The following is a 24,426-nucleotide window of genomic DNA, read 5'->3' as shown; positions in this document are numbered from 1 at the left end:
CACATGAACATCCACGAATACCAGGGCAAAGCCATCCTCAAGGAATTCGGCGCGCCCGTCTCGGCCGGTTTCCCGGCGCTGTCGGTGGCCGAGGCGGTCGAGGCCGCCAAGAAGCTGCCAGGCCCGCTTTACGTCGTTAAGTCGCAGATCCATGCCGGCGGTCGCGGCAAGGGCAAGTTCAAGGAACTGCCGGCCGACTCCAAGGGCGGCGTTCGCCTCGCCAAGTCGGTCGAGGAGGTCGAGGCCCACGCCAAGGAGATGCTCGGCAACACGCTGGTGACCGTGCAGACCGGCGAGGCCGGCAAGCAGGTCAACCGCCTCTATATCGAGGACGGCTCGGACATCGAGAAGGAGTTCTACCTCTCGGCGCTGGTCGACCGCGAGACCTCGCGCATCGCCTTCGTGATCTCGACCGAAGGCGGCATGGACATCGAGGCCGTCGCCCATGACACGCCCGAGAAGATCGAGACGTTCTCGGTCGATCCGGCGACCGGCATCATGCCGCATCACGGCCGTGCCATGGCGCGCATCCTCGGGCTGCAGGGCGACCTCGCCAAGCAGGCCGGCACCGTGCTCAGCCAGATCTACAGCGCGTTCGTGGCCAAGGACATGGACATGCTGGAGATCAACCCGCTGATCGTGACGACGCAGGGCCAGATCAAGTGCCTCGACGCCAAGGTCTCGTTCGACTCGAACTCGCTCTACCGTCATCCCGAGGTCGTCGCCCTGCGCGACACTACGGAAGAGGATGCCAAGGAGATCGAGGCTTCGAAGTATGACCTCGCCTATATCGCGCTGGACGGCACGATCGGCTGCATGGTCAACGGCGCCGGCCTTGCCATGGCGACGCTCGACATCATCCAGCTCTACGGCGAAAGCCCGGCGAACTTCCTCGATGTCGGCGGCGGCGCCAGCGAGGAGAAGGTGACGGCGGCCTTCAAGATCATCACCGCCGACCCGAAGGTGAAGGGCATCCTCGTCAACATCTTCGGCGGCATCATGAAGTGCGACGTCATCGCGCGCGGCGTCATCGCCGCGGTGAAGGCGGTCGGCCTCCAGGTTCCGCTGGTCGTGCGCCTCGAAGGCACCAATGTCGAGGAAGGCAAGGCGATCATCTCGTCCTCCGGCCTCAACGTCATTTCGGCCGACGATCTCGACGACGCCGCGCAGAAGATCGTCGCCGCGATCAAGAAGGCCTGAGGAGCAGACATGTCCATCCTGATCGACAAGAACACCAAGGTCATCTGCCAGGGCTTCACCGGCAAGAACGGGACCTTCCACTCCGAGCAGGCGATCGCCTATGGCACGCAGATGGTCGGCGGCACCTCGCCGGGGAAGGGCGGCTCGCTCCATCTCGGCCTGCCGGTCTTCGACAGCGTCGTCGAGGCTCGCGACAAGACCGGCGCCACGGCGTCCGTCGTCTATGTGCCGCCTCCGGGCGCGGCGGATGCAATCTGCGAGGCGATCGATGCCGAGATTCCGCTGATCATCTGCATCACCGAGGGCATCCCGGTGCTCGACATGGTCAAGGTCAAGCGTTCGCTGATCGGCTCGAAGTCGCGCCTGATCGGGCCGAACTGCCCGGGCGTCGTCACGGCGGGCGAGTCGAAGATCGGCATCATGCCGGCGAACATCTTCAAGCCCGGCTCTGTCGGCATCGTCTCGCGCTCCGGCACGCTGACCTATGAGGCCGTCTTCCAGACCACTCGCGAGGGCCTCGGCCAGACCACGGCCGTCGGCATCGGCGGCGACCCGGTCAAGGGCACCGAGTTCATCGACATGCTCGAGATGTTCCTGGCCGACGACAAGACCGAGTCGATCGTCATGATCGGCGAGATCGGCGGCTCGGCCGAGGAAGATGCGGCTCAGTTCATCAAGGACGAGGCCAAGCGCGGCCGCAAGAAGCCGATGGTCGGCTTCATTGCCGGCCGCACGGCCCCTCCCGGCCGTCGCATGGGCCATGCGGGCGCGATCATTTCGGGCGGCAAGGGCGGCGCCGAGGACAAGATCGCCGCGATGGAAGCGGCCGGCATCCGGGTCTCGCCGTCGCCGGCGCGCCTTGGAAAGACCTTGGTGGACGTGTTGAAGGGCTGAGGTAAGGCCCGGTCAACCGGAACACGTCATGGTCGGGCGGGCCCGACCATGACGTCCCGGCGGGCACCAAGCCCCATATGTGCGAGGTGACGGGGGCAAGCCCGGCCATCTCGCGGACGACGATGCCCCGGGACAGGCTCGGGGCACGACCTGAAAAATACGCTGCGAAGGAAGGCAGGAGCATCATGGCTCGCCAGGACATCAACGAGGCTCTCGCGCAGACGGGTTTCCTCTATGGCGGCAACGCGGCCTATATCGAGGATCTCTATGCCCGCTATCAGGCCGACCCGAAGTCGGTCGACGAGCAGTGGCAGGGCTTCTTCGCCGGGCTGAAGGATGACGGCCAGGCCATCGTCCAGAATGCCAAGGGTGCCTCCTGGAAGAAGCCGAACTGGCCGATCGCGGCCAATGGCGAGTTGGTTTCCGCGCTCGACGGCAACTGGGCCGTGGTCGAGAAGGTCGTTTCCGACAAGCTCAAGAGCAAGGCGCAAGCCGCCGGCGCGACGCTCTCGGCCTCCGACGTCCAGCAGGCGACGCGCGATTCCGTGCGCGCGATCATGCTGATCCGCGCCTATCGCATGCGCGGCCATCTCCACGCCAACCTCGATCCGCTCGGCATCGAGCAGCCGAAGGAGCCGGAGGAGCTGTCGCCGGCCGCCTTCGGCTTCACGGAGGCCGATCTCGACCGCAAGATCTACATCGACAACGTGCTCGGCCTCGAATTCGCGACCGTCCGCGAGATGGTCACGCTGCTGCAGCGGACCTATTGCAGCACGGTCGGCGTCGAGTTCATGCATATCTCCGACCCGGAGCAGAAGGCCTGGCTGCAGGGCCGCATCGAGGGGCCGGACAAGGAGATCGCCTTCACCCGCGAGGGCAAGCGCGCGATCCTGAACAAGCTGGTCGAGGCGGAAGGCTTCGAGAAGTTCCTCGACCTGAAGTTCACCGGCACCAAGCGCTTCGGCCTCGACGGCGGCGAGTCGCTCGTCCCGGCGCTGGAGCAGATCATCAAGCGCGGCGGCGCGCTTGGCGTGCGCGACATCGTCTTCGGCATGGCGCATCGTGGGCGCCTCAACGTGCTGACCCAGGTGCTGGGCAAGCCGCATCGCGCGCTGTTCCACGAGTTCAAGGGCGGCTCCTTCGCTCCCGACGATGTCGAGGGCTCGGGCGACGTGAAGTACCATCTCGGTGCCTCGTCCGACCGCGAGTTCGACGGCAACAACGTCCATATCTCGCTGACCGCCAACCCCTCGCATCTCGAGATCGTCGATCCCGTCGTGCTCGGCAAGGTGCGCGCCAAGCAGGACCAGTTCGGCGACATCGTCGAGCGCTCCAAGGTGCTGCCGCTGCTGATCCATGGCGACGCCGCCTTCGCCGGCCAGGGCGTGGTGGCGGAGTGCCTCGGCCTCTCCGGGCTGAAGGGCCATCGCACCGGCGGCTCGATCCACTTCATCATCAACAACCAGATCGGCTTCACCACCTATCCGCGCTATTCGCGCTCCTCGCCCTATCCGTCCGACGTGGCGAAGATGGTCGAGGCGCCCGTCTTCCATGTGAACGGCGACGATCCGGAGGCGGTCGTCTTCGCCGCCAAGATCGCGATCGAGTTCCGGCAGAAGTTCCACAAGCCGGTCGTCATCGACATGTTCTGCTATCGCCGCTTCGGCCATAACGAGGGCGACGAGCCGGGCTTCACCCAGCCGCTGATGTACCGCAAGATCCGCGGCCACAAGTCGACGCTGGAGCTCTATGCCGGCAAGCTCGAGGCCGAGGGCGTGTTGAGCGCCGGCGAGCTCGACGAGGCGCGCGCCGCCTGGAAGGGCAAGCTCGAGATCGAGTTCGACGCCGGGCAGGCGTTCAAGCCGAACAAGGCCGACTGGCTCGACGGCCGCTGGGCCGGGATGAAGGCGATCCGCGCCGACGAGGACGATCCGCGCCGCGGCGCGACCGGCGTCGATGCGGCGGTGCTGAAGGAAATCACCGAGAAGATCACGGCGGTGCCGGCGGGCTTCAACGTCCACCGCACGATCCAGCGCTTCCTCGACAACCGCAAGAAGGCGGTCGAGGCGGGCGAGGGCATCGACTGGGCGACCGCCGAGGCGCTGGCCTTCGGCTCGCTGCTGCTCGACGGCAACCCGGTCCGGCTTTCGGGCCAGGACTGCGAGCGCGGCACCTTCAGCCAACGCCATTCGGTGCTGATCGACCAGGAGACCGAGGCGCGTCACACCTCGCTGAACAATATCCGCGAGGGTCAACCGCGCTACGAGGTCATCAACTCGATGCTCTCGGAAGAGGCGGTGCTCGGCTTCGAGTATGGCTACACGCTGTCGGAGCCGAACGCGCTTACCTGCTGGGAAGCCCAGTTCGGCGACTTCGCCAACGGCGCGCAGGTGGTGTTCGACCAGTTCATCTCGTCGGGCGAGCGCAAGTGGCTGCGCATGTCGGGCCTGGTCTGCCTGCTGCCGCATGGCTATGAGGGCCAGGGTCCGGAGCACTCCTCCGCCCGCCTCGAGCGCTTCCTGCAGATGTGCGCCGAGGACAACATGCAGGTCGCGAACTGCTCGACGCCGGCGAGCTACTTCCACATCCTGCGCCGCCAGCTGAAGCGCGACTTCCGCAAACCGCTGATCCTGATGACGCCGAAGTCGCTGCTGCGCCACAAGCGCTGCGTCTCGACCTTGGCCGAACTCGCCGAGGGCTCGACCTTCCATCGCGTGCTGCATGACGACGCGGAGCGCGGCAACTCCACGACCAAGCTGGTCAAGGACGCCAAGATCCGCCGTGTCGTGCTCTGCTCGGGCAAGGTCTATTTCGACCTGCTCGAGGAGCGCGAGAAGCGTGGGCTGGACGACGTCTACCTGATGCGCGTCGAGCAGCTCTATCCGTTCCCGCTGAAAACGCTGGCGCAGGAGCTGTCGCGCTTCAAGGGCGCGGACGTGATCTGGTGCCAGGAGGAGCCGAAGAACATGGGCTCCTGGACCTTCGTCGAACCCTATCTCGAATGGGTCCTGAGCCATGCCGGCTCGAAGTCGAAGCGGCCGCGCTATGTCGGGCGCCCGGCTTCGGCCGCGACCGCGACCGGCCTGATGTCGAGGCATCTGGCGCAGCTCAACGCCTTCATGGACGAGGCTTTCGCGGCCTGACCGATAACGCCGTCCCGGACAAGTCGCGCGAGCGGCGCCGTTCCGGGATCCATGCCTGACCGCTCTGGAATGGATCCCGGCTCTCCGCTTCGCTTCGGCCGGGATGGCACTCACGAATTCGAATAAGAAGAGGCCCGATATGGCGACCGAAATCCGCGTACCCACCCTCGGCGAATCCGTCTCCGAGGCGACCATCGGCAAGTGGTTCAAGAAGGCGGGCGAGGCCGTGAAGGCCGACGAGCCTCTGGTCGAGCTCGAGACCGACAAGGTGACGCTCGAGGTCAACGCGCCGGCCGCCGGCGTGCTCGGCGAGATCGTCGCCAAGGAAGGCGATACGGTCGGCGTCAACGCCCTGCTCGGCACCATCGGCGAGGGCTCCGGCGCCGCCGCTGCCCCGAAGAAGGACGAGACCGCCGTCGCCCAGGCTTCCGGCAAGGCGGGTTCCGACACCGTTGCCGACGCGGAGAAGAAGACCGCTGCCGTCGCCGGTGAGCCCGAGATCAAGCCTGCCACCAAGGCCGCCGATTCCGGCCCGGCCGTCTCCCGGCTCGCCGCCGAGAGCGGCGTCGATCCGGCCTCCGTTTCGGCCTCCGGCAAGGATGGCCGCGTCACCAAGGGCGACATGCTGGCCGCGATCGCGACCGGTCCGGCCGTCGTCTCGGCTGCGCCTGCCGCGCCTGCCCAGGCCCGCGTGCCGTCGGCTGGCGACGACGCCTCGCGCGAAGAGCGCGTCAAGATGACGAAGCTGCGCCAGACGATCGCGCGCCGCCTCAAGGAGGCCCAGTCCAACGCCGCGATGCTGACGACCTTCAACGAGGTCGACATGACCAACGTCATGGCGCTGCGCAGCCAGTACAAGGACGTGTTCGAGAAGAAGCACGGCGTGAAGCTCGGCTTCATGGGCTTCTTCGTGAAGGCCTGCGTCCAGGCGCTGAAGGAGATTCCGGCGGTCAATGCCGAGATCGACGGCACCGACATCATCTACAAGAACTACTACCACATCGGCGTCGCCGTCGGCACCGAGAAGGGCCTGGTGGTTCCGGTCGTGCGCAATGCCGACGAGCTCTCCATCGCCGGCGTCGAGAAGAAAATCGGCGAGTACGGCAAGAAGGCCCGCGACGGCCAGCTCAAGATCGAGGAGATGCAGGGCGGCACCTTCACGATCTCGAATGGCGGCGTCTACGGCTCGTTGATGTCGACCCCGATCCTGAACGCGCCGCAGTCGGCGATCCTGGGCATGCACAAGATCCAGGAGCGCCCGGTCGTGGTCGGCGGCAAGATCGAGATCCGCCCGATGATGTATCTCGCGGTCAGCTACGACCACCGCATCATCGATGGCAAGGAGGCCGTTACCTTCCTCGTGCGCATCAAGGAAGGCCTGGAGGACCCGGCGCGCCTCGTGCTGGATCTCTGAGGGCCGCGAGCCTCGACCGAATACGCTCAATGCCCGGGCTCGTCCCGGGCATCCTCGATTTTCCTTCCGGCCCCCGAAGACGTGGATGGTCGGGACAGGCCCGACCATGACGGGCATTGGGAGCCTCTAGAGATGTCCTACGATCTCGTCGTCATCGGAACCGGCCCCGGCGGCTATGTCTGCGCCATCCGCGCCGCCCAGCTCGGCCTCAAGGTCGCGGTCGTCGAGAAGCGCAAGACCCATGGCGGGACCTGCCTGAACGTCGGCTGCATTCCCTCCAAGGCGTTGCTGCACGCCTCCGAGATGTTCGATGAGGCCGGCCACACCTTCGAGAAGCTCGGCGTCGTCGTCGGCACGCCGAAGCTCGACCTCAAGGCGATGATGGCTCACAAGCAGGAGACGATCGACGCCAACGTCAATGGCGTCGGCTTCCTGCTCAAGAAGAACAAGATCGAGCCGTTCCACGGCACGGCCTCGATTCCGGCTGCCGGCAAGGTCGTGGTCACGGCCGAGGACGGCAAGACCCAGGAACTCGACACCAAGAACATCGTCATCGCGACTGGCTCCGAGTCGGCGCCGCTGCCGGGCGTCGAGATCGACGAGAAGACCGTCGTGACCTCGACAGGCGCGCTCGAGATCGGTGCCGTGCCGAAGGAACTGGTCGTCGTCGGCGGCGGCGTGATCGGGCTCGAGATCGGCTCGGTCTGGGGCCGCCTTGGCGCCAAGGTCACCGTCGTCGAATATCTCGACCGCATCATCCCCGGCATGGACGGCGAGATCGCCAAGCAGTTCCAGCGCATCCTGGAGAAGCAGGGCTTCAGCTTCCAGCTGGGCTCCAAGGTCACCAAGGTCGAGACGGGCAAGAAGGGCGGCGCGACCGTCACGGTCGAGCCCGCTGCAGGTGGCGAGGCGCGGACGCTCACTGCCGACATCGTGCTGGTCGCGATCGGCCGGCGGCCGAACACGGACGGCCTCGGCCTCGACAGGGCGGGCGTCGCCACCGAGAAGGGCCGCGTCGTCATCGACGATCATTTCAAGACCAATGTCGCGGGCATCTACGCCATCGGCGACGTGGTGCGCGGCCCGATGCTCGCCCACAAGGCCGAGGACGAGGGCATGGCGGTGGCCGAGATCATCGCCGGCAAGCATGGCCATGTGAACTACGACGCGATCCCGAGCATCATCTACACCGCCCCGGAAGTGGCGGCGATCGGCAAGACCGAGGAGGAGCTCAAGGCTGCCGGCGTCTCCTACAAGATCGGCAAGTTCCCCTTCACGGCGAATGGCCGCGCCCGCGCCATGCGGCACACCGACGGCTTCGTGAAGTTCCTTGCCGACGCCACGACGGACCGCGTGCTCGGCTGCCACATCATCGGCCCGCATGCCGGCGATCTGATCGCCGAAGTCACCGTGTTGATGGAGTTCGGCGGCTCGGCCGAGGATCTCGCCCGCACCTGCCACGCGCATCCGACGCTGGCCGAAGCGGTCAAGGAAGCGGCACTCGCCGTCGACAAGCGCCCGATCCATATGTGATCGGGCGTCGTCCTTCGCTTCCGCCCCTGTTTTGTGTAAAACAGGGGCATGACCCGAGACGAAGCCACTGCTGAACTGGTTCTACGTGCCGAAAGTTTGCGCGACCGTGGCGCGCAGGCTGCGTTTGTCTATGGGTCGACGGCTCGCGATGAGGCGAGAGAAGATAGCGATATCGATATCTTCATCGACATCGAGCCCGGCCGGAAATTCTCTCTGCTCGATCTCGTCGGCATGCAGCGCTATCTTGCAGAGGAACTCGGCGTCGAAATCGATCTGACGACGCGATCGAGCCTGCATCCCAAGCTGCGGGCCGAGATCGAACGGGAAGCGGTCCGGGTCTTTTGACGGCGCGTCGAAGCGATGTCGTCCTCGAGGAGATTCTCGGCGCAATCACGCTGATTGAACAGGAACTCGCCGGCCAAACACGAGCTTCATTCGCGAACGCGCTTTTTCTGCAACGAGGAACAGAGCGGTCGCTTGAGATCATCTCAGAAGCCGTGCGCCATCGTCCTGATGAATTGCTCGAAATGCGTCCCGACATCTCCTGGGGTGACGTTCGCGCGATCGGGAACAGGCTCAGGCACGAATATTGGCGCGTCGATCCAGCTCTGATCTGGTCAATCGCTATGGACGACCTCGGCGCGTAACAGCCTGCTGCGGCGGCGATCTTCAGGCCCGTCTCGCCTTGAAGGCCGTCAGCGTGTTCCTGAGCAGGCAGGCGATGGTCATCGGGCCGACGCCGCCGGGGACCGGGGTGATCGCGCCCGCGACCGCGACGGCCTCCGTGAAATCGACATCGCCGACCAGCTTGCCGTCGGGCAGGCGATTGATGCCGACGTCGATGACGGTCGCGCCGGGCTTGATCCACGCGCCCTTGACGAAATGCGGCCGGCCCACAGCCGCGATCACGATGTCGGCGCGCCGGACCACGGCCGGCAGATCCTTCGTGCGCGAATGCGCGATGGTGACGGTGCAGTCGGCCTGCAGCAAAAGCTGGGCGGCCGGCCGGCCGACCAGTTCCGAGCGGCCGATGACCACCGCCTCGAGGCCGGACAGCGAGGGCAGGACACGCTTCAGCAGCAGCATCGAGCCGAGCGGCGTGCAGGGGACGAGGCCGTTCTTGCCCGCGGCGAGCTTGCCGGCATTGATCGGGTGCAGGCCATCGACATCCTTGGCCGGGTCGATGGCGTCGATGATGCGGCCGCTGTCGATATGCTTCGGGAGGGGGAGCTGGACCAGGATGCCATCGACGGCATCGTCGGCGTTGAGCTCGGCGAGCTTGGCCAGCAGGTCGGCCTCGCTGGTCTCGGCCGGCAGGCGGTGCGCCACCGAGTTCATCCCGGCAGCCGCAGCGAGCTTCTCCTTGGAGGCGACATAGACGCGGCTCGCCGGGTCCTCGCCGACGAGCACGACATGCAGGCCCGGCACGCGGCCGCTGGCAGCCTTGATGGCGGCAATCTCGGCGGCGATCTCGTCGCGCAGTTCGGCGGCGACGGCCTTTCCATCGATCAGGGTGGCCTGAGGCATGGGCTGCGTCTCCATCGGCGGGGAGCCGTCCTCATGCGCGATCGGGCGCCCGCCGACAAGCCCGGAAAGGCTTGGATGTCTCGGCTTCAAGCCTGCTCTTTGCTTGCCCGTATCCGTGACGGCCGGTATCGATCTGCGGCCGCCTTGCCGATGGAGACCCCTTTTCCTGTGACGACCGGTTTCGCCGCGATCCCCGCTTCGGCCAGCTACCGCCTGACCGGCGCCCGCGCCCCGCTCTGCCTCGTCGAGGCCGGGGGGCTTGGCGCCGACCGCGACGGCCTGTCCCTGATCGATATCGCCGTGGAGGATGGGCGGATCGTCTCGATCCTGCCCGCAGGCACCGAGGTGCTGCAGGACGGGCCTGCTCTGGACCTCGACGGCGGCATCGTGCTGCCGCGGCTGGTCGATGCCCATGTCCATCTCGACAAGGGCCATATCTGGCCGCGAAGCCCCAATCCGGACGGCAGTTTCATGGGCGCGCTGGACAGTGTCGGCGCGGATCGCGAGGCGAACTGGTCGGCGCAGGATGTCCGGGCGCGGATGGAATTCGGCCTGCGCTGCGCCTTCGCGCATGGCACGGCGGCTCTGCGCACCCATATCGACTCGCTCGGCAAGCAGATCGGCATCTCCTGGCCGGTGGTGGCGGAATTGCGGGCGGAATGGGCCGGGCGGATCGCGCTGCAGGCCTCGCCGCTCTTCGGCATCGAATGCGCGCTCGATCCGGTCCATCTCCGCGATCTCGTCGCGGCTGTGAAGGCGCATGGCGACGGGCTGTTCGGCTGCGTCACCTACATGATCCCGGAGCTGGACCAAGCGCTCGACATCGTGTTCCGCATTGCCATCGAGAATGGCTTCGATCTCGATTTCCATGTCGACGAGAGCAATGATCCGGCCGCGCGCTCGCTGGAGCGGATCGCCGAGGCCGCACTGCGGCACCGTTTCACCGGCAGGATACTGGCCGGTCATTGCTGCTCGCTGGCGCTGCAGCAACCTGAGGACGAGGCACGCATCATCGCCAAGGTCCTGGAGGCCGGGATCGCCGTGGTCTCGCTGCCGATGTGCAACATGTATCTGCAGGATCGCGCCGCCGGCCGTACGCCGCGCTGGCGCGGGGTCACCGCGCTGCATGAACTCAAGGCGGCGGGCGTGCCGGTGATGATCGCTTCCGACAACACGCGCGACCCGTTCTACGCCTATGGCGACCTCGATCTTGTCGAGGTCCTGCGCGAGGGCACCCGCATGCTCCAGCTCGACCATTCCGGCACGGACTGGTCCGAGACGATTGCGCGCACGCCGGCGGCGATCATGGGCGAGGAGGGCAGGGGCGTGCTCGCGGCCGGCGGCCCGGCCGACCTGATCCTGACGCGCGCGCGCAGCTGGACCGAGCTGTTCGCCCGCCCGCAGGCCGACAGGACCGTGCTGGTCGAGGGCGAGGCGATCGACCGGAGCTTGCCCGATTATCGCGAGCTGGATCATTTGATGGCGAGCGCCACGTGACGATTTTCATCCACCATGACTTCTCCCGTCATGGTCGGCCTTGTGCCGACCATCCACGCCTTCCTCCGTCGCGCGCGGTGTTCAAGACGTGGATGCTCGCCACAAGGGCGAGTATGACGCCACAGGGACGCTCCGCATGACCACTCGCTACGACATCGCCGCCCTGAAGGCCCAGCTGAACGGCATCCGCACCGAGGAAAACCCCGCGCTGGTGAAGCAGAAGAGCCGAGATTTCTTCTGGTACTCGCCGGTGCTGAAGCGCCAGCTCGACCATGTCACGGCCGATATCGTGATCTCGCCGACGAGCGAGGCGCAGGTGCTGGAGGCGCTCGCCGCCTGCCACAGGCTCGGCGTGCCGGTCACGCCGCGCGGCACCGGCACCGGCAATTACGGCCAGGCGATGCCGCTCTCCGGCGGGGCGCTGCTCGACCTCTCGGGATTCAACAAGGTGCTCGACATCCGCCCCGGACGCTATGTCGCCGAGCCCGGCGCGGTGATGGCGCGGATCGACGAGGAGACGCGCAAGCACTCGCGGCAGGAACTCAGGCTCCACCCCTCGACCTACCAGACCGCCTCGATCGGCGGCTTCATCGCCGGCGGCTCCGGCGGCGTCGGCTCGATCAAATGGGGTGGCCTGCGCGATTGGGGCAACATCATCCGGCTCAAGGTCGCGACGATGGAGGCAAGTCCGCGCATCCTCGAGCTGCAGGGCGAGGATTTGCACAAGGTCGCCCATGCCTATGGCACCAACGGTATCATCACCGAGGTCGAGATGCCGCTGGCCCCGGCCTATGACTGGGTCGACGTCATCGTCGGCTTCCCGGACCTGAGGGCGGCGACAGCCTTCGCCAACGAGCTCGGCGAGCAGGACGGGCTCGCGCTCAAGAACCTCTGCGTCATCGCCGCACCAGCGCCGCACGACTACTTCCTGCGCCATCGCAAGTTCCTGCCGCGCGACAGCCATCTCGTCATCGTCATGGTCGCCGATTTCGCGGTCGAGTCGCTGCTCGCCTATGCGCGCCGCTTCAAGGGCGCGGAACTGCTGCTGCGCTCGGACAAGCTCGCGCCCGAGGATGCCAAGGGCCTGCCGCCGGCTTACGAACTCGGCTGGAACCACACCACGCTGCGCGCGCTCAGGGTCGATCCGGCGATCACCTATCTGCAGGTGCTGTATCCCTTCCCGAGCCAGGTCGAGCTGATCGACAGGATCCATGCGCGCTTCGGCGACGAGGTCACCTGCCATCTCGAGTTCGTCCGCTTCGATGGCAAGGTCACCTGCTTCGGCCTGCCGCTGGTGCGCTTCACCACGGAGGAGCGGCTGGAGGAGATCATGGCGATCCATGAGGAGATGGGCGCGCCGATCTTCAATCCGCACCGCTACACGCTGGAGGAGGGCGGCATGAAGCAGACCGACGAGGCCCAGCTCGCCTTCAAGCGCGAGGCCGATCCGCAGGGCCTGCTCAACCCCGGCAAGATGATCGCCTGGGAGGACCCGGAGTACGATTACCGCGCCGGCGGCACCTTCCTGTTCCGCAGCCTGTCGGAAGCCGGGGCCGGCTAAGCATGCGGGTGCTGGTCCTCTACGCGCATCCCGACCCTGAGAGTTTCGGGGCGGCGCTGCATGCGGCTGCTGTGGAAAGCCTCAAGGGTGCCGGCCACGAGGTCGATGATTGCGACCTTTACGCAGAAGGCTTCGATGCTGTGCTGAGCCGCGAGGAGCGCGCGGGTTATCACGACGTCGCCAGCAACACCCGCCCGGTCGCGGCCTATGTCGAGCGGGTGCGGCGGGCCGAGGCGCTGGTGCTGTGCTTCCCGGTCTGGAACTTCGGCTATCCGGCGATCCTGAAGGGTTTCTTCGACCGCGTCTTCCTGCCGGGCGTCTCCTTCACGATGGTCGCCGGCAAGGCCCGGCCCAATCTCTGGAACATCCGCAAGCTCGCCGCCGTGACGACCTATGGCGGCTCGCGCTGGCGTGCCATGCTGATGGGCGACCCGCCGCGCAGGATTGTCTGCCGGGCGCTGCGTGCCGTCTGCCACCCGATGGCGCGCCCGCTCTATCTGGCGCATTACGACATGAACCTGTCGACTGCGGAGAGCCGGGCGGCATTCATCGGGCGGGCCGCGCTAAAGTTGCGCTCGCTGTGACACTGCAGGCCTGGCCGTCATCACTCCGTCATGTTGGCAAGCGAACAGAGAGCCGGCGAAGCGTCTTCCTGAACCGCATAAATATCGGCCGAGGCCGGCCAAGGGGTCGAGCGAGATGACCAAGGCACTCGAAAAGAGCGTTGGCCGGGCCTTGCTCGTCACGGCACGGCTGCATCGGGCTCGGATGGGCGAACGCCTGAATGCACTCGGCCTGTTCCCGGGGCAGGAGCAGGCGCTGAAGGCCCTGCAGCCCGCGCCGATGACGATGGGCGAGCTCGCGACGCTGCTTCGGGTCAAGCCGCCGACCGTCTCCAAGACCATCGGTCGGTTGTCGCTGCAGGGGCTGGTAATGCGCGAAGGCGGCAGCCGTGACGGCCGGCTGGTCCAGGTCGCGCTGACCGAGGCCGGGCACAAGACCGCGGAGTCGCTCGACGCGGTTTGGACGCAGGTCGAGGACGAGTTGCTCGACAAGCTCGACGGCAAGGAGCGGAAGCTCCTCCGCAAGCTGCTGCGCAAGGCCGCAAAGGGCCTGTCGAAGGCGGGCGCCGACCATGACGATCCCGATACGGACGCCGACGAGATCGACAGCGACGCCTGATTTCTGCATGGAATGCATGCGCCTGAGTGCTGGCGAAGGGGCCTGAAACGGTTAAAGCTGGTCTCGTCATTCCTCCACAGCATGGCGAGATCACGGTGCCGCTCCCAACCGAGGCGTCTTCCGAGGCGGGACGAGCGCGGATGATCGCGATTGGCCTGATGTGCTCCGCAGTCGTCCTGTTCTCGCTGCTTGATACGAGCGCGAAATGGCTCGGCCAGTCGATGAATCCGCTGCAGGTGGTGTTCGCGCGCTATGTCGGCAGCATGGCGCTGGTGCTGATACTGTTCAATCCCTGGACAAGGCCCGGCGTGCTGCGGACCAAGCGGCCCTGGCTGCAATGGGGGCGCTCGCTGCTGCTGCTCGGCTCGACGGCGCTCAATTTCCTGGCGCTGCGCCATCTCCAGCTCGCCGAGACCGTCTCGATCATGTTCGCAACGCCGTTGCTCGTGGCGCTGGCTTCCGGCCCGCTGTTGGGCGAATGGCCGGGGCCCCGTCGGCTGGCGGCGATCGGGGTCGGCTTCATCGGCGTGTTGGTGGTGACCCGGCCGGGGTTCGGCTCCATGCATCCCGCGGCGCTGCTCGTCGTGCTGGGCTGCATCAGCTACGCCTTCTATGCGCTGGCGACGCGGGTGCTCTCGGGACATGACTCGTCCGAGACGACGATGATCTATTCGGGCGCGGCGGGCACGCTGGCGACCATCCCGCTCCTGCCCTGGATCTGGGAGACGCCGACGACCGCGCTGCCCTGGCTGCTGATGCTCGCCGTCGGCGTGTTCGGCGGCCTCGGCCACTGGCTGCTGATCCTGGCGCACCGGCTCGCCCCGGCCACGGTGCTGGCACCCTTCATCTACTCGCAGATCATCTGGATGCTATTGCTCGGCTGGCTCGTCTTCGACCAGGTTCCTGATCGCTGGACCTTCGTCGGCTCCGGCATCGTCATCGCCTCGGGGCTCTACCTGCTCTATCGCGAGCGCGTCCGCCATGTGCCGGAGGAGTCGGCCTCGGCGCGGCTGGACTGAGCCGCTTCGAAGGGTGGTGCGTCATGCTCGGGCTTGACCCGAGCATCTCCTGCCAGAGATTCTCGGGTCTACGCTTCGCTCCGCTCGAGGATGACGGACCGGCGGTTGACCGACCCCGTCAGACCGTGACCTGCGTGCCGACCTCGACGACGCGGCCGGTCGGAATCTGGAAGAAGTTGGTCGCGTCGGTCGCGCTCTTGGTCAGCGAAATGTAGAGATTGTCCTGCCAGACCGGCATGCCCGATTGCGGCGAGGGCTTGATCGAGCGGCGCGACAGGAAGAACGAGGTCGACATGATGTCGAACTTGAAGCCCTGCTTGCGCAGGATCGCCAGCCCCTTGGGGACGTTCGGGCTCTCCATGTAGCCGTAGACCATCTCGATCCGCCAGAAATCGTCGGTGATGCGCGAGAGGCGGACGCGCTCCTCCTCCGCGACGCGCGGCGTGTCGGCCGAGCGCACGGTCAGGATGACATTGCGTTCGTGCAGCACCTTGTTGTGCTTGAGGTTGTGAAGCAGCGAGGCGGGCGCGGTCTCGGGGTCGCTGGTCAGGAACACCGCCATGCCCTTGACCCGCACCGGCGGGCTCTTCGAGAGCATGCCGACAAGTTCGAGCAGCGGCACGTCGGTCTTGCGGGTCTTGTCGAACAGGATCTTGGTGCCGCGCACCCAGGTGCCCATCACCAGCACCAGGCAGACCGCGAGCAGAACCGGCACGTAGCCGCCATGCAGCAGCTTGAGCATGTTGGCCGAGAAGAAGGCGACGTCGACGACGAGGAAGGGGAGGACGATCGCGCAGGTCGCGGGCCAGCTCCAGCCCCAGTGCCGCCGGATCACGATGAAGGCGAGCATGGAGCTCACGACCATCGTGCCGAAGACCGAGATGCCGTAGGCGTGCGAGAGGCTCGACGACGTCCGGAAGCTCCAGATCAGGATCAGCACCACCAGCAGCAGCAGCCAGTTCAGCCGCGGGATGTAGATCTGGCCGGAGGTGTGCTCGGAGGTGTGCCGGATCTCCATGCGGGGCAGCAGGCCGAGCTGGATCGCCTGGCGGGTCAGCGAGAAGGCGCCGGTGATCACCGCCTGGCTGGCGATGATGGTCGCCAGCGTCGCCATCACCACGAAAGGCAGCAGGAAGCCCTCGGGCGCGAGGCGATAGAACGGATTGTCGATCGCGGTCGGGTCGGCGAGGATCAGCGCGCCCTGGCCGAGATAGTTCAGCCACAGCGCCGGGAAGACGAGGTAGAGCCAGGCGCCGCGGATCGGGCCGCGCCCGAAATGGCCCATATCGGCATAGAGCGCCTCGGCGCCGGTGACGGCGAGGCAGACCGAGCCCAGCACTGCCAGCGAGACGCCGGCATGGTCGTAGAAGAAGCGCAGCGCGTACCAGGGATTGATCGAGGCGAAGACGCCGAAATCATCGGCGATATGATAGATGCCGAGCCCGGCGAGCGTCAGGAACCAGATCAGCATTGCCGGGCCGAAGAAATTGGCCATCTTCTGCGTGCCGCTGCTTTGGACCATGAACAGTCCGATCATGATCACCGAGGCGATCGGCAGGACGTAGTCGTTGAGTGCCGGCGTCACCAGCTTGATGCCCTCGATCGCGGAGAGCACTGAGATCGCCGGGGTGATGACGGTGTCGCCGTAGAACAGCGCCGCGCCGGCCATGCCGAGAAAGAGCACGCCGCGCCCGCGGGCGCGGTCGAAGCCGCGCTGGGCCAGCGCGACGAGGGTGAGGATGCCGCCTTCGCCGTTATTGTCGGCCCGCATCAGCAGCAGGACGTATTTCAGCGTGACGACGACGACCAGCGACCAGAGGATCAGCGACAGCACGCCGATGACGACGTCGCGGGGGACCGCGGCGGTCTCGTCGCCGCCCGTCGCCGCGAGGATGGTCTCGCGCAGCGCGTAGAGCGGGCTCGTGCCGATATCGCCATAGACGACGCCGAGAGCACCCAGCGCGAGCGCGGCATAGCCGCTGCGGTTATGGGGTTGGCCTGTGCCGCCATGTCCCTCGTCGAGGCCGAAACGCGAATCCTCCGGCTTCGAGGTCGGAGGATTCGTCTGGTCATGCCCCATCGGGGATCTCCGCGCGTGCTGCGGTGCAGCGAAAGGCCGGGGCCTCTAGCACAACGCCGCAAGCGCGCAAAGCGACTGCCATGCAAACGGTGCAGGGCAGGCGCGATCAGCCTGCGGCATTGGCCTCCACGCCATAACGGCGCGTGACATAGTCGGAGACCATCGCCTTGAATTCGGCGGCGATACCGGCACCGCGCAGGGTCCGGACCTTCTTGCCGTCGACGAAAACCGGGGCCGTCGGCTCCTCGCCGGTCCCGGGCAGGGAAATCCCGATATCGGCATGCTTGGACTCGCCGGGGCCGTTGACGATGCAGCCCATCACCGCGACGTTGAGGGTCTCGACGCCGGGATAGGTGTTCTTCCATTCCGGCATGGAGCTGGAAATCCAGTCCTGGATGTCCCGCGCCAGCTCCTGGAAGACGGTCGAGGTCGTCCGGCCGCAGCCCGGGCAGGCGGCGACGAGCGGCACAAAGGCGCGAAAGCCCATGGTCTGGAGCAGTTCCTGCGCCGCCTTGACCTCGAGCGTTCGGTCGCCGCCGGGTTCCGGCGTCAGCGAGAAGCGGATTGTGTCGCCGATGCCTTCCTGCAGCAGGATGCCGAGGGCTGCGGACGAAGCGACGATGCCCTTCGACCCCATGCCGGCTTCGGTCAGGCCGAGATGGATCGCGTAGTTCGACCGGCTCGCCAGCATGCGGTAGACCGTGATCAGGTCCTGCACGCCCGAGACCTTGGCCGAAAGGATGATCTGCTCGCGGCCGAGGCCCAGTTCCTCGGCACGCTCGGCTGAGAGCAGGGCAGACTGGACCATCGCCTCGCGCATGATGGCGCGGGCGTCGAGCGGGCGCGGCGAGCGGGCGTTCTCGTCCATCAGCGCCGTCAGCAGCTCCTGGTCGAGCGAGCCCCAGTTGGCGCCGATGCGCACCGGCTTGCCATAGCGGATCGCCATCTCGACGATCTGGCCGAACTGCTTGTCCTTCTTGTCCTTGAAGCCGACATTGCCGGGGTTGATCCGGTACTTCGCCAGCGCCTCGGCACAGGCCGGATGGTCGGCCAGGAGCTTGTGGCCGATATAGTGGAAGTCCCCGACCAGCGGCACGTCGATGCCGACACGGTCCAGCCGCTCGCGGATCTTCGGGACCGCGGCCGCCGCCTCGTCGCGGTCGACCGTGATGCGGACCAACTCCGAACCCTGCCGGGCGAGCGCCGCGACCTGCGCCACCGTCCCGGCGATATCGGCGGTGTCGGTATTGGTCATCGACTGCACGACGATCGGCGCGCCGCCGCCGACCGTGACGTTGCCGACCTTGACGGGCACGGTGAGGTGGCGCGCGAGCGGGCCGGCTCTCTCTGGCGTCAGGCAGGAAAAGGCATGCTCATTCATGCGGCTGCTCTATCACGAACCTGCGGCTGATCTATCACGAACCGGCGTTGCGGCAATGCTCGCAGCGGCCGACGATCTCGACCATCTGATGGGCCGGCGCGAACTGCCGGGTTTCCGCGATCGCCGCAACAGCTTTCCTTATCGCCGGAGAGGAATCCTCGTCGACGCCGCCGCAGACCTCGCAGATCAGGAAGGCGACGACCTCGTCGGCGCCATGACCGTGCAGGCAGGCGATATAGGCGTTCTTCGATGAAAGCCGGTGGACGAAGCCCTGCTCGACCAGGAAGTCGAGGGCGCGATAGATCGAGATCGGCGCGAGGCGGCGCCCGCCCGCCGGCGAGATCCGGTCCGCGAGGTCGTAGGCGCCGACCGGGCGATGATCGGCATGGAGCGCCTCCAGCGCCTTGGCGCGGATCGGCGTCAGGCGAAGGCCCCGCTCGCGGCAGACGCGCTCGGCCCGCGCCAAGGCCTCCGCGGCGTGGGCGCGATGGTCGTGGGCGTGACGGCAGACGCTCTCGCCGTCTTCGTCATGAGCGTGGTGATGTGGCTGCATGCTCGTCATGTTGCGTGGCAATGGGACATCGGGCAACTTGCCGCCTTGGCTCGGCAGGGGCTCGGCAGTGCCCGTTCGGACCTGAACCTAAGCATTTTCTCACCGAATGTCAGGAGCCTTGACGCCGATGTTCCTCAAAGACCGCGCGGCCGCCATCACCGGATCGACCTCTGGCATCGGCCTTGCCTATGCGCGCGCCCTCGCCAAGGAGGGCGCGCACCTCGTCATCAACGGCATTCTGCCCCCAGCCGAGGCCGAGAAGCTGCGGACGGAGCTGGAAAGCGAGTTCGGCGTAAAGGTCCTGTTCTCCCCGGCCGACATGACCAAGCCGGCCGAGATCGCGGGCTTCATCGCCGAGGCCGAGGCCGCCTTCGGTGCGGTCGACATCCTGGTCAACAATGCCGGCATCCAGCATGTCGCCCCGGTCGACGAGTTCCCGCTGGAGAAATGGGACCAGATCATCGCGATCAACCTGTCCTCGGCCTTCCATACGACGCGCGCCGCGCTGCCGAAGATGAAGGCAAAAGGCTGGGGCCGGATCATCAACACGGCCTCTGCCCATGCCTTTGTCGCCTCTCCCTTCAAGTCGGCTTACGTCGCCGCCAAGCACGGCATCGCCGGCTTCACCAAGACGATCGCACTCGAGGTCGCGACGCAGGGCATCACCGTGAATGCCATCGCGCCGGGCTATGTCTGGACGCCGCTGGTCGAGAAGCAGATCCCCGACACGATGAAGGCGCGGGGCCTGAGCAAGGAGCAGGTGATCAACGACGTGCTGCTGGCGGCGCAGCCGACCAAGGAGTTCGTCACCGTCGAGCAAGTGGCGGCGCTCGCCGTCTTCCTCTGCACCGACGCGGCGAAGTCGATCACCGGTACGACCCTGCCGATGGATGGCGGCTGGACCGCGGCGTGACGGGGCGCAAGCAGGCGCCGGGGCATCTGGTCGGGCTCGGCGGGGCGAAAGCCGAGAAATCGGTCTCGCTCGCTCTCCAGGGTGGCGGCGCGCATGGCGCCTTCACCTGGGGCGTGCTCGACGCAATCCTGGAGGACGGCCGGATCGCCATCGAGGCGATGTCGGGCACCAGCGCCGGCGCGATGAACGCCGTGGTGCTGGCCGAAGGCTGGATCGAGGGCGGTGCCGAGGGCGCGCGCCGGAAACTCGAGGCGTTCTGGCGGGCGATCAGCGTCGACGGCAAATATGGCGGCTCGGAACGGTCGCTGATCGACACGCTGCTCGGCGCCTGGGGCGGTTCCGGCGGCACGCCACCCGGCATGATCTGGTTCGAGATGTTCTCGAAGGTGGCGAGCCCCTACGATATCAACCCGCTCAACATCAATCCGCTGCGCGGGGTGATCGCCGACCTGATCGATTTCGAGAAGGTGCGGGCCTGCACGCAGGTGAAGCTCTTCATCGCCGCCACCAATGTCCGCTCCGGCAAGATCAAGCTGTTCCATGGTCCGGAGCTGACGGCAGAGCATCTAATGGCCTCGGCCTGCCTGCCGATGCTGTTCCAGGCCGTGGAGATCGGCGGCGAGGCCTATTGGGACGGCGGCTATATGGGCAATCCGGCGCTGTATCCGCTGTTCTACCAAGCGGTGGGCGACGACATCCTCCTCGTCCAGATCAACCCTCTGCTGCGCAAGGAGCTGCCGACCCGCGCGCGCGACATCCAGGACCGGCTCAACGAGATCACCTTCAACGCCTCGCTACTGCGCGAGCTGCGCGCCATCGATTTCGTCAACCGGCTGGTCGACAGCGGCAAGCTGCAGAAGGACGAGTACAAGCGCGTGCTGATGCACCGGATCGACGGCGGCCCGGCGCTGGCGGAGATGACCTCCTCCTCAAGGCTGAACGCCGACTGGGACTTCCTGCTGCGGCTGCGCGACATCGGGCGCGCGGCGGCGCGGCGCTGGCTGAAGCGCAACTATGACGCGATCGGACAGACCGGTACGCTCGACCTCAAGGCGGCGTTTTCGTAGACATCCGGATCGGCCCTTGTCGCCGCCTTGCCGACCGACAAGAATCCGCAGCCGTACCCACGCTCTCGATGCCAAGCCGAACGGAAAGAACGCGACCCATGAGCAAGCTTATCGTCACCGCCGGACCCTTCACCTTCGAGGGCAAGCTCGAGTTCGACGCCGCGCCGAAGACCTGCGAAGCCTTCCTGCGCCACCTGCCCTTCCACAGCAAGATCGTGCATGTGCGCTGGAGCGGCGAGGGCGTGTGGATGCCGCTGGGCGATCTCGATTTCGGCGTCGGCTATGAGAACAACACGGCCTATCCGGCTCCCGGCCAGATCATCCTGTATCCGGGCGGCGTCAGCGAGACCGAAATCCTGCTCGCTTATGGCGGTGTGCAGTTCGCCAGCAAGGCCGGCGTGCTCTCCGGCAACCACTTCCTCACCCTGACCTCGGGACTCGAGAACCTCTACGCGCTCGGCCGCAAGACGCTCTGGGAAGGTGCGCAGGAGATCAAGTTCGAACGCGTCTGACCGGGACAGAATTTTTCGCCGACCGAACCGCTCCGTCATCCCGGACAAGCTGCAAAGCAGCGCAGCGCCGCGATCCATCCTAGAGCTCCGGAGCCCTCCGATGGATTCCGGGGCAGGCCCGGGACGACGGCGCTGTTCGGAGTTACCGCGCGGCACCTGTGAGCGATAACGCGCTCAGGCTGCGGGCTGGACCTGCGCCGGAGGCGGCTCGGCCTGGGCGCAGAGCGACAGCATGGCGCGCGCGATCTCGGCCTCGCCCATGATCGTCAGCGTCGCGCCGCATTTCGTCAGATGCGCCACCTCCGCGTCGGAATGCGCGCGCGCGATGATCGGCAGTTCGGGATTGTCCCGGCGGGCCTGCTCGCAGACCTGCCCCGCCTCGAAGCTCTGCGGAATCGCCACGAAGAGGCGCCGCGCCCGGTCGAGCCCCGCTGCGGCGAGAACGGCCGGGTCGGCGGCGTTGCCGAGGAGCAACTCGGCACCGTCGCGTTTCGCGGCCGCCACGGCATCCCCCCGCTCCTCGATCACCAGCAGCTTCTCGCCGCGCGCGATCAGCCCGGCGCCGAGCAGGGCGCCGACGCGGCCGTAACCGACCACGACCATGTGGTCGGACAGCGTCGTCGGGGCGATGTCCGGCGTGGGCTCGGGCTCCGGTTCCTTCTCGACCACCGCAATGGTCTCGGCAATGCCGGGCTTGGGTTTCGGCTTGGCCGGCGCCTCCGCCGCGAAGCGGTCGACCAGCGCGAAGGTCACCGGATTGAGCAGGATCGAGAGGATCGCGCCGGCCAGGATGAGGTCGCGGCCCTCCGGCGGCAGGATCGCCAGCGAGACGCCGAGCCCTGCGAGAATGAAGGAGAACTCGCCGATCTGGGCCAGCGAGGCGGAAATCGTCAGCGCCGTCGCGTTGGAGCGCCCGAACGCCCTGACGATCAGCCAGGCGCCGAGCGACTTGCCGATCAGGATGATGGCCAGCGTTCCGAGCAGCGAGAACGGGGCACGCAGCAGGATGCCGGGGTCGAAGAGCATGCCGACCGAGACAAAAAACAGCACCGCGAAGGCGTCGCGCAGCGGCAGCGTCTCCTCGGCGGCGCGCTGGCTGAGCGGCGACTCGTTCAGGATCATGCCGGCGAAGAAGGCGCCGAGCGCGAAGGAAACGCCGAACAGGCTGGCGGAGATGAAGGCGACGCCGAGCGCCACAGCCAGCACCGCGAGCCTGAACAATTCGCGCGAGCCGGTATGCGCCACCCAGTGCAGCACCCAGGGAATGACCCGCCGGCCGACGATCAGCATGAAGGCGAGGAAGGCGAAGAGCTTCGCGACGGTGAGGCCGAGCACGCCCCAGATGCCGAGGTCGAAGCGCGTCGCCAGCGGTCCGGGCCCCGCGCCGGCTGGTGTGCCGTTGAGTGCCTCCGCCAGGACCGGCAGCAGCACCAGCGCCAGCACCATGGCGATGTCCTCGACGATCAGCCAGCCGACCGCGATGCGCCCCTTCTCGGTCTGCACCATGCGGCGCTCCTGCATGGCGCGCAGCAGCACGACGGTGCTCGCCGTCGACAAGGCGAGACCGAACACGGCGCCCGATATCCAGCTCCAGCCGAGGGCGAGGCCCAAGCCCAGGCCGAGCAAGGTCGCGATGCCGATCTGCACGATCGCGCCGGGCACGGCGATCGCCTTGACCGAGAGCAGGTCCTTCAGGGAAAAATGCAGGCCGACGCCGAACATCAGCAGGATGACGCCGACCTCGGCCAGCTCGTTGGCGAGGTTCTGGTCGGCGACGAAGCCCGGCGTGAAGGGGCCGAGCGCGACGCCGGCGAGGAGATAGCCGACCAGCGGCGAGATGCGAAGGCGTTGGGCGAGTGCCCCGAAGACGAATGCAAGCCCGAGGCCGGCGACGAGGATGGCGATCAGCGGGCCGTGATGCATGGGTCTCCCGGGGGGATACGGTCGGAGGCGGACAATCGAGCTGTACGCAGACCATGAAGGCTGTGGCGGGTGAATTCAACCGCGCGCTGGCTTGGGGAAGAGCGTTTTCTAGGCGCTTGTGGCGCCGGCGTCAGCCTCGCATAAGTCCCGTCAGGACTTGGGCTTCTCCAGCAGGATCTGACCCTGCTTCTCGACGCCGATCTTGAGCTTTTCGGCGAAGACGGCGAGCACCCAGGGCAGCATCACTTCGACGCGCACCTGCGCCTGCTCGACATCGAGCCGGCCATGCACCGTGTAGCCCAGAGCGGCTACGCCGAAATGCAGGCTGTCGCCCTCCCAGCGTTCCTCGACAAGCTGCATCGTGACCAAGCCGAGCCGGTCGCGGATGCGGTCGATGCCGTCCCGCAGGCGCGTCAGCGCGCCCTCGCGGCCGAGATCATGGGAGACGGTAATGGTGACGGGCTTGGCCATGTCGCTCCTGCGAGCCTGATGAGACAGCCTATTCAATGGGGATGACCCAGCGCGATTTCCAGAATGCCGCAGCCTGATTGCGGGCGGCTCTGCGCGAAAAAAATGGCCGGCTACGTCTGGCGACGCGGCCGGCCGGAATGTCGTGGGTCAGGCGGAAGCGGGGCGGATCAGGCTGCGCGCTCGTGCAGGCGCTGCCGGCCGTCTTCGGTGAGGCGCCAGCGTTCGCCGGCAGCTTCGACGAGGCCGCGGTCCTCGAGGATGTGAAGCATCGAGTCTTCGAAGACGAAACGATCGGTGTGGTCGTCCAGACTTTCGAGGGCGATCCATTCCGGATCGGACAGGACTGACGGATGTTCGACGAGAAGGTCCTGTGCGTGCATGAGCGTCTCCTTTGCAAGTGAAAGGGTCAGCCACCGCTCTCGCATCCAATGGTGGCCCTGTGATGACTGCAGACGGGTAGATCGATGTCCGGACCGTCGGTCACCAGGCCGCAGCCACGCCGCCGCAGCTTTCTCCCGCCGCTCTGGAACTCTCTCGCCGGTGCCTCGTTCCCTTT

22 protein-coding genes are annotated in these 24,426 nt (G+C 66.6%); 15 read left to right on the top strand and 7 right to left on the bottom strand.

Translation table 11 applies throughout. From position 1 onward, the window contains the following. The first annotated feature begins 3 nt into the window (after window positions 1–3). The 7 genes from sucC to ASE63_RS05330 all read left to right on the top strand — a co-directional run bounded on the left by sucC (window position 4) and on the right by ASE63_RS05330 (window position 8,831). Window positions 4–1,200 (top strand): ADP-forming succinate--CoA ligase subunit beta, encoded by a 1,197-nt coding sequence (gene sucC / locus ASE63_RS05360; protein WP_056797619.1) that lies wholly within the window; start codon window positions 4–6, stop codon window positions 1,198–1,200. Window positions 1,201–1,209: 9 nt separating this feature from the next. Continuing rightward, on the top strand, window positions 1,210–2,094 hold the full coding sequence (gene sucD / locus ASE63_RS05355) for a succinate--CoA ligase subunit alpha (protein WP_056797616.1): 885 nt from the start codon (window positions 1,210–1,212) through the stop codon (window positions 2,092–2,094). Window positions 2,095–2,279: 185 nt separating this feature from the next. Beyond that, window positions 2,280–5,237, top strand: coding sequence for a 2-oxoglutarate dehydrogenase E1 component (locus tag ASE63_RS05350; RefSeq protein ID WP_056797613.1), 2,958 nt, complete (start codon window positions 2,280–2,282; stop codon window positions 5,235–5,237). A 139-nt stretch (window positions 5,238–5,376) separates the two neighbouring features. Further along, window positions 5,377–6,651: a 2-oxoglutarate dehydrogenase complex dihydrolipoyllysine-residue succinyltransferase gene (gene odhB / locus ASE63_RS05345; RefSeq protein WP_056797748.1), complete on the top strand. Its 1,275-nt coding sequence runs from the start codon at window positions 5,377–5,379 to the stop codon at window positions 6,649–6,651. A 132-nt stretch (window positions 6,652–6,783) separates the two neighbouring features. Further along, the gene (gene lpdA, locus ASE63_RS05340) at window positions 6,784–8,184 is read left to right on the top strand and encodes a dihydrolipoyl dehydrogenase (RefSeq protein ID WP_056797609.1); all 1,401 of its coding nucleotides are present in this window, start codon (window positions 6,784–6,786) and stop codon (window positions 8,182–8,184) included. 48 nt (window positions 8,185–8,232) lie between these two features. Next, window positions 8,233–8,529: a nucleotidyltransferase domain-containing protein gene (locus ASE63_RS05335; protein WP_056797607.1), complete on the top strand. Its 297-nt coding sequence runs from the start codon at window positions 8,233–8,235 to the stop codon at window positions 8,527–8,529. Beyond that, window positions 8,526–8,831: a HepT-like ribonuclease domain-containing protein gene (locus ASE63_RS05330; RefSeq protein ID WP_056797604.1), complete on the top strand. Its 306-nt coding sequence runs from the start codon at window positions 8,526–8,528 to the stop codon at window positions 8,829–8,831. Before ASE63_RS05335 ends, ASE63_RS05330 begins: the two co-directional genes overlap by 4 nt. A 22-nt stretch (window positions 8,832–8,853) precedes the next feature. On the opposite strand, the gene folD is transcribed toward ASE63_RS05330, so the two are convergent. After that, window positions 8,854–9,711 (bottom strand): bifunctional methylenetetrahydrofolate dehydrogenase/methenyltetrahydrofolate cyclohydrolase FolD, encoded by an 858-nt coding sequence (gene folD, locus ASE63_RS05325; protein WP_056797745.1) that lies wholly within the window; start codon window positions 9,709–9,711, stop codon window positions 8,854–8,856. A 168-nt stretch (window positions 9,712–9,879) separates the two neighbouring features. Between folD and ASE63_RS05320 the strand changes: the two genes are divergently transcribed. From ASE63_RS05320 to ASE63_RS05300, 5 genes are all read left to right on the top strand, one after another. Continuing rightward, the gene (locus ASE63_RS05320; protein ID WP_056797742.1) at window positions 9,880–11,208 is read left to right on the top strand and encodes a cytosine deaminase; all 1,329 of its coding nucleotides are present in this window, start codon (window positions 9,880–9,882) and stop codon (window positions 11,206–11,208) included. A gap of 136 nt (window positions 11,209–11,344) precedes the next feature. Beyond that, window positions 11,345–12,769 (top strand): FAD-binding oxidoreductase, encoded by a 1,425-nt coding sequence (locus ASE63_RS05315; RefSeq protein WP_056797602.1) that lies wholly within the window; start codon window positions 11,345–11,347, stop codon window positions 12,767–12,769. A 2-nt stretch (window positions 12,770–12,771) separates the two neighbouring features. Then, on the top strand, window positions 12,772–13,353 hold the full coding sequence (locus ASE63_RS05310) for an NAD(P)H-dependent oxidoreductase (protein WP_056797601.1): 582 nt from the start codon (window positions 12,772–12,774) through the stop codon (window positions 13,351–13,353). A gap of 115 nt (window positions 13,354–13,468) precedes the next feature. After that, window positions 13,469–13,951 (top strand): MarR family transcriptional regulator, encoded by a 483-nt coding sequence (locus tag ASE63_RS05305; protein ID WP_056797598.1) that lies wholly within the window; start codon window positions 13,469–13,471, stop codon window positions 13,949–13,951. A gap of 140 nt (window positions 13,952–14,091) precedes the next feature. Further along, a complete protein-coding gene (locus ASE63_RS05300; protein WP_082609675.1) occupies window positions 14,092–14,970 on the top strand; it encodes a DMT family transporter in 879 nt (292 codons plus the stop codon). A 118-nt stretch (window positions 14,971–15,088) separates the two neighbouring features. Here the strand turns inward: ASE63_RS05300 and ASE63_RS05295 are convergent, their stop codons facing one another. From ASE63_RS05295 to ASE63_RS05285, 3 genes are all read right to left on the bottom strand, one after another. Next, window positions 15,089–17,050 carry a potassium transporter Kup gene (locus ASE63_RS05295; protein WP_082609674.1) on the bottom strand — a complete coding sequence of 654 codons (1,962 nt, stop codon included), beginning with the start codon at window positions 17,048–17,050 and terminating at the stop codon, window positions 15,089–15,091. A 106-nt stretch (window positions 17,051–17,156) separates the two neighbouring features. Continuing rightward, window positions 17,157–18,431, bottom strand: coding sequence for a flavodoxin-dependent (E)-4-hydroxy-3-methylbut-2-enyl-diphosphate synthase (gene ispG, locus ASE63_RS05290; protein ID WP_056797594.1), 1,275 nt, complete (start codon window positions 18,429–18,431; stop codon window positions 17,157–17,159). 34 nt (window positions 18,432–18,465) lie between these two features. Continuing rightward, window positions 18,466–18,993: a Fur family transcriptional regulator gene (locus ASE63_RS05285; RefSeq protein WP_082609673.1), complete on the bottom strand. Its 528-nt coding sequence runs from the start codon at window positions 18,991–18,993 to the stop codon at window positions 18,466–18,468. Between the two features lie 118 nt (window positions 18,994–19,111). Here ASE63_RS05285 and ASE63_RS05280 point away from each other — a divergent pair, with 118 nt between their 5' ends. The 3 genes from ASE63_RS05280 to ASE63_RS05270 all read left to right on the top strand — a co-directional run bounded on the left by ASE63_RS05280 (window position 19,112) and on the right by ASE63_RS05270 (window position 21,476). Beyond that, window positions 19,112–19,897 (top strand): 3-hydroxybutyrate dehydrogenase, encoded by a 786-nt coding sequence (locus tag ASE63_RS05280; protein WP_056797589.1) that lies wholly within the window; start codon window positions 19,112–19,114, stop codon window positions 19,895–19,897. Further along, complete coding sequence (locus tag ASE63_RS05275; RefSeq protein WP_056797584.1) at window positions 19,894–20,964, top strand: patatin-like phospholipase family protein; 1,071 nt, start codon at window positions 19,894–19,896, stop codon at window positions 20,962–20,964. The genes ASE63_RS05280 and ASE63_RS05275 overlap by 4 nt, the downstream gene beginning before the upstream one ends. A gap of 98 nt (window positions 20,965–21,062) precedes the next feature. Next, window positions 21,063–21,476 carry a DUF3830 family protein gene (locus ASE63_RS05270; RefSeq protein WP_056797581.1) on the top strand — a complete coding sequence of 138 codons (414 nt, stop codon included), beginning with the start codon at window positions 21,063–21,065 and terminating at the stop codon, window positions 21,474–21,476. A gap of 174 nt (window positions 21,477–21,650) precedes the next feature. On the opposite strand, the gene ybaL is transcribed toward ASE63_RS05270, so the two are convergent. The 3 genes from ybaL to ASE63_RS05255 form a co-directional block, all read right to left on the bottom strand. Continuing rightward, the gene (gene ybaL / locus ASE63_RS05265; protein ID WP_056797579.1) at window positions 21,651–23,399 is read right to left on the bottom strand and encodes a YbaL family putative K(+) efflux transporter; all 1,749 of its coding nucleotides are present in this window, start codon (window positions 23,397–23,399) and stop codon (window positions 21,651–21,653) included. 150 nt (window positions 23,400–23,549) lie between these two features. Beyond that, window positions 23,550–23,870 (bottom strand): polyhydroxyalkanoic acid system family protein, encoded by a 321-nt coding sequence (locus ASE63_RS05260; protein ID WP_056797576.1) that lies wholly within the window; start codon window positions 23,868–23,870, stop codon window positions 23,550–23,552. Window positions 23,871–24,037: 167 nt separating this feature from the next. Then, window positions 24,038–24,250: a hypothetical protein gene (locus ASE63_RS05255; protein WP_056797574.1), complete on the bottom strand. Its 213-nt coding sequence runs from the start codon at window positions 24,248–24,250 to the stop codon at window positions 24,038–24,040. Window positions 24,251–24,426 lie beyond the last annotated feature (176 nt).

This window comes from Allobosea sp. Root381 (assembly GCF_001429395.1).
GTDB lineage: Bacteria > Pseudomonadota > Alphaproteobacteria > Rhizobiales > Beijerinckiaceae > Allobosea.
The sequence above is the reverse complement of the archived record's forward strand: the minus strand, read 5'-3'. Positions and strand labels throughout refer to the sequence as shown.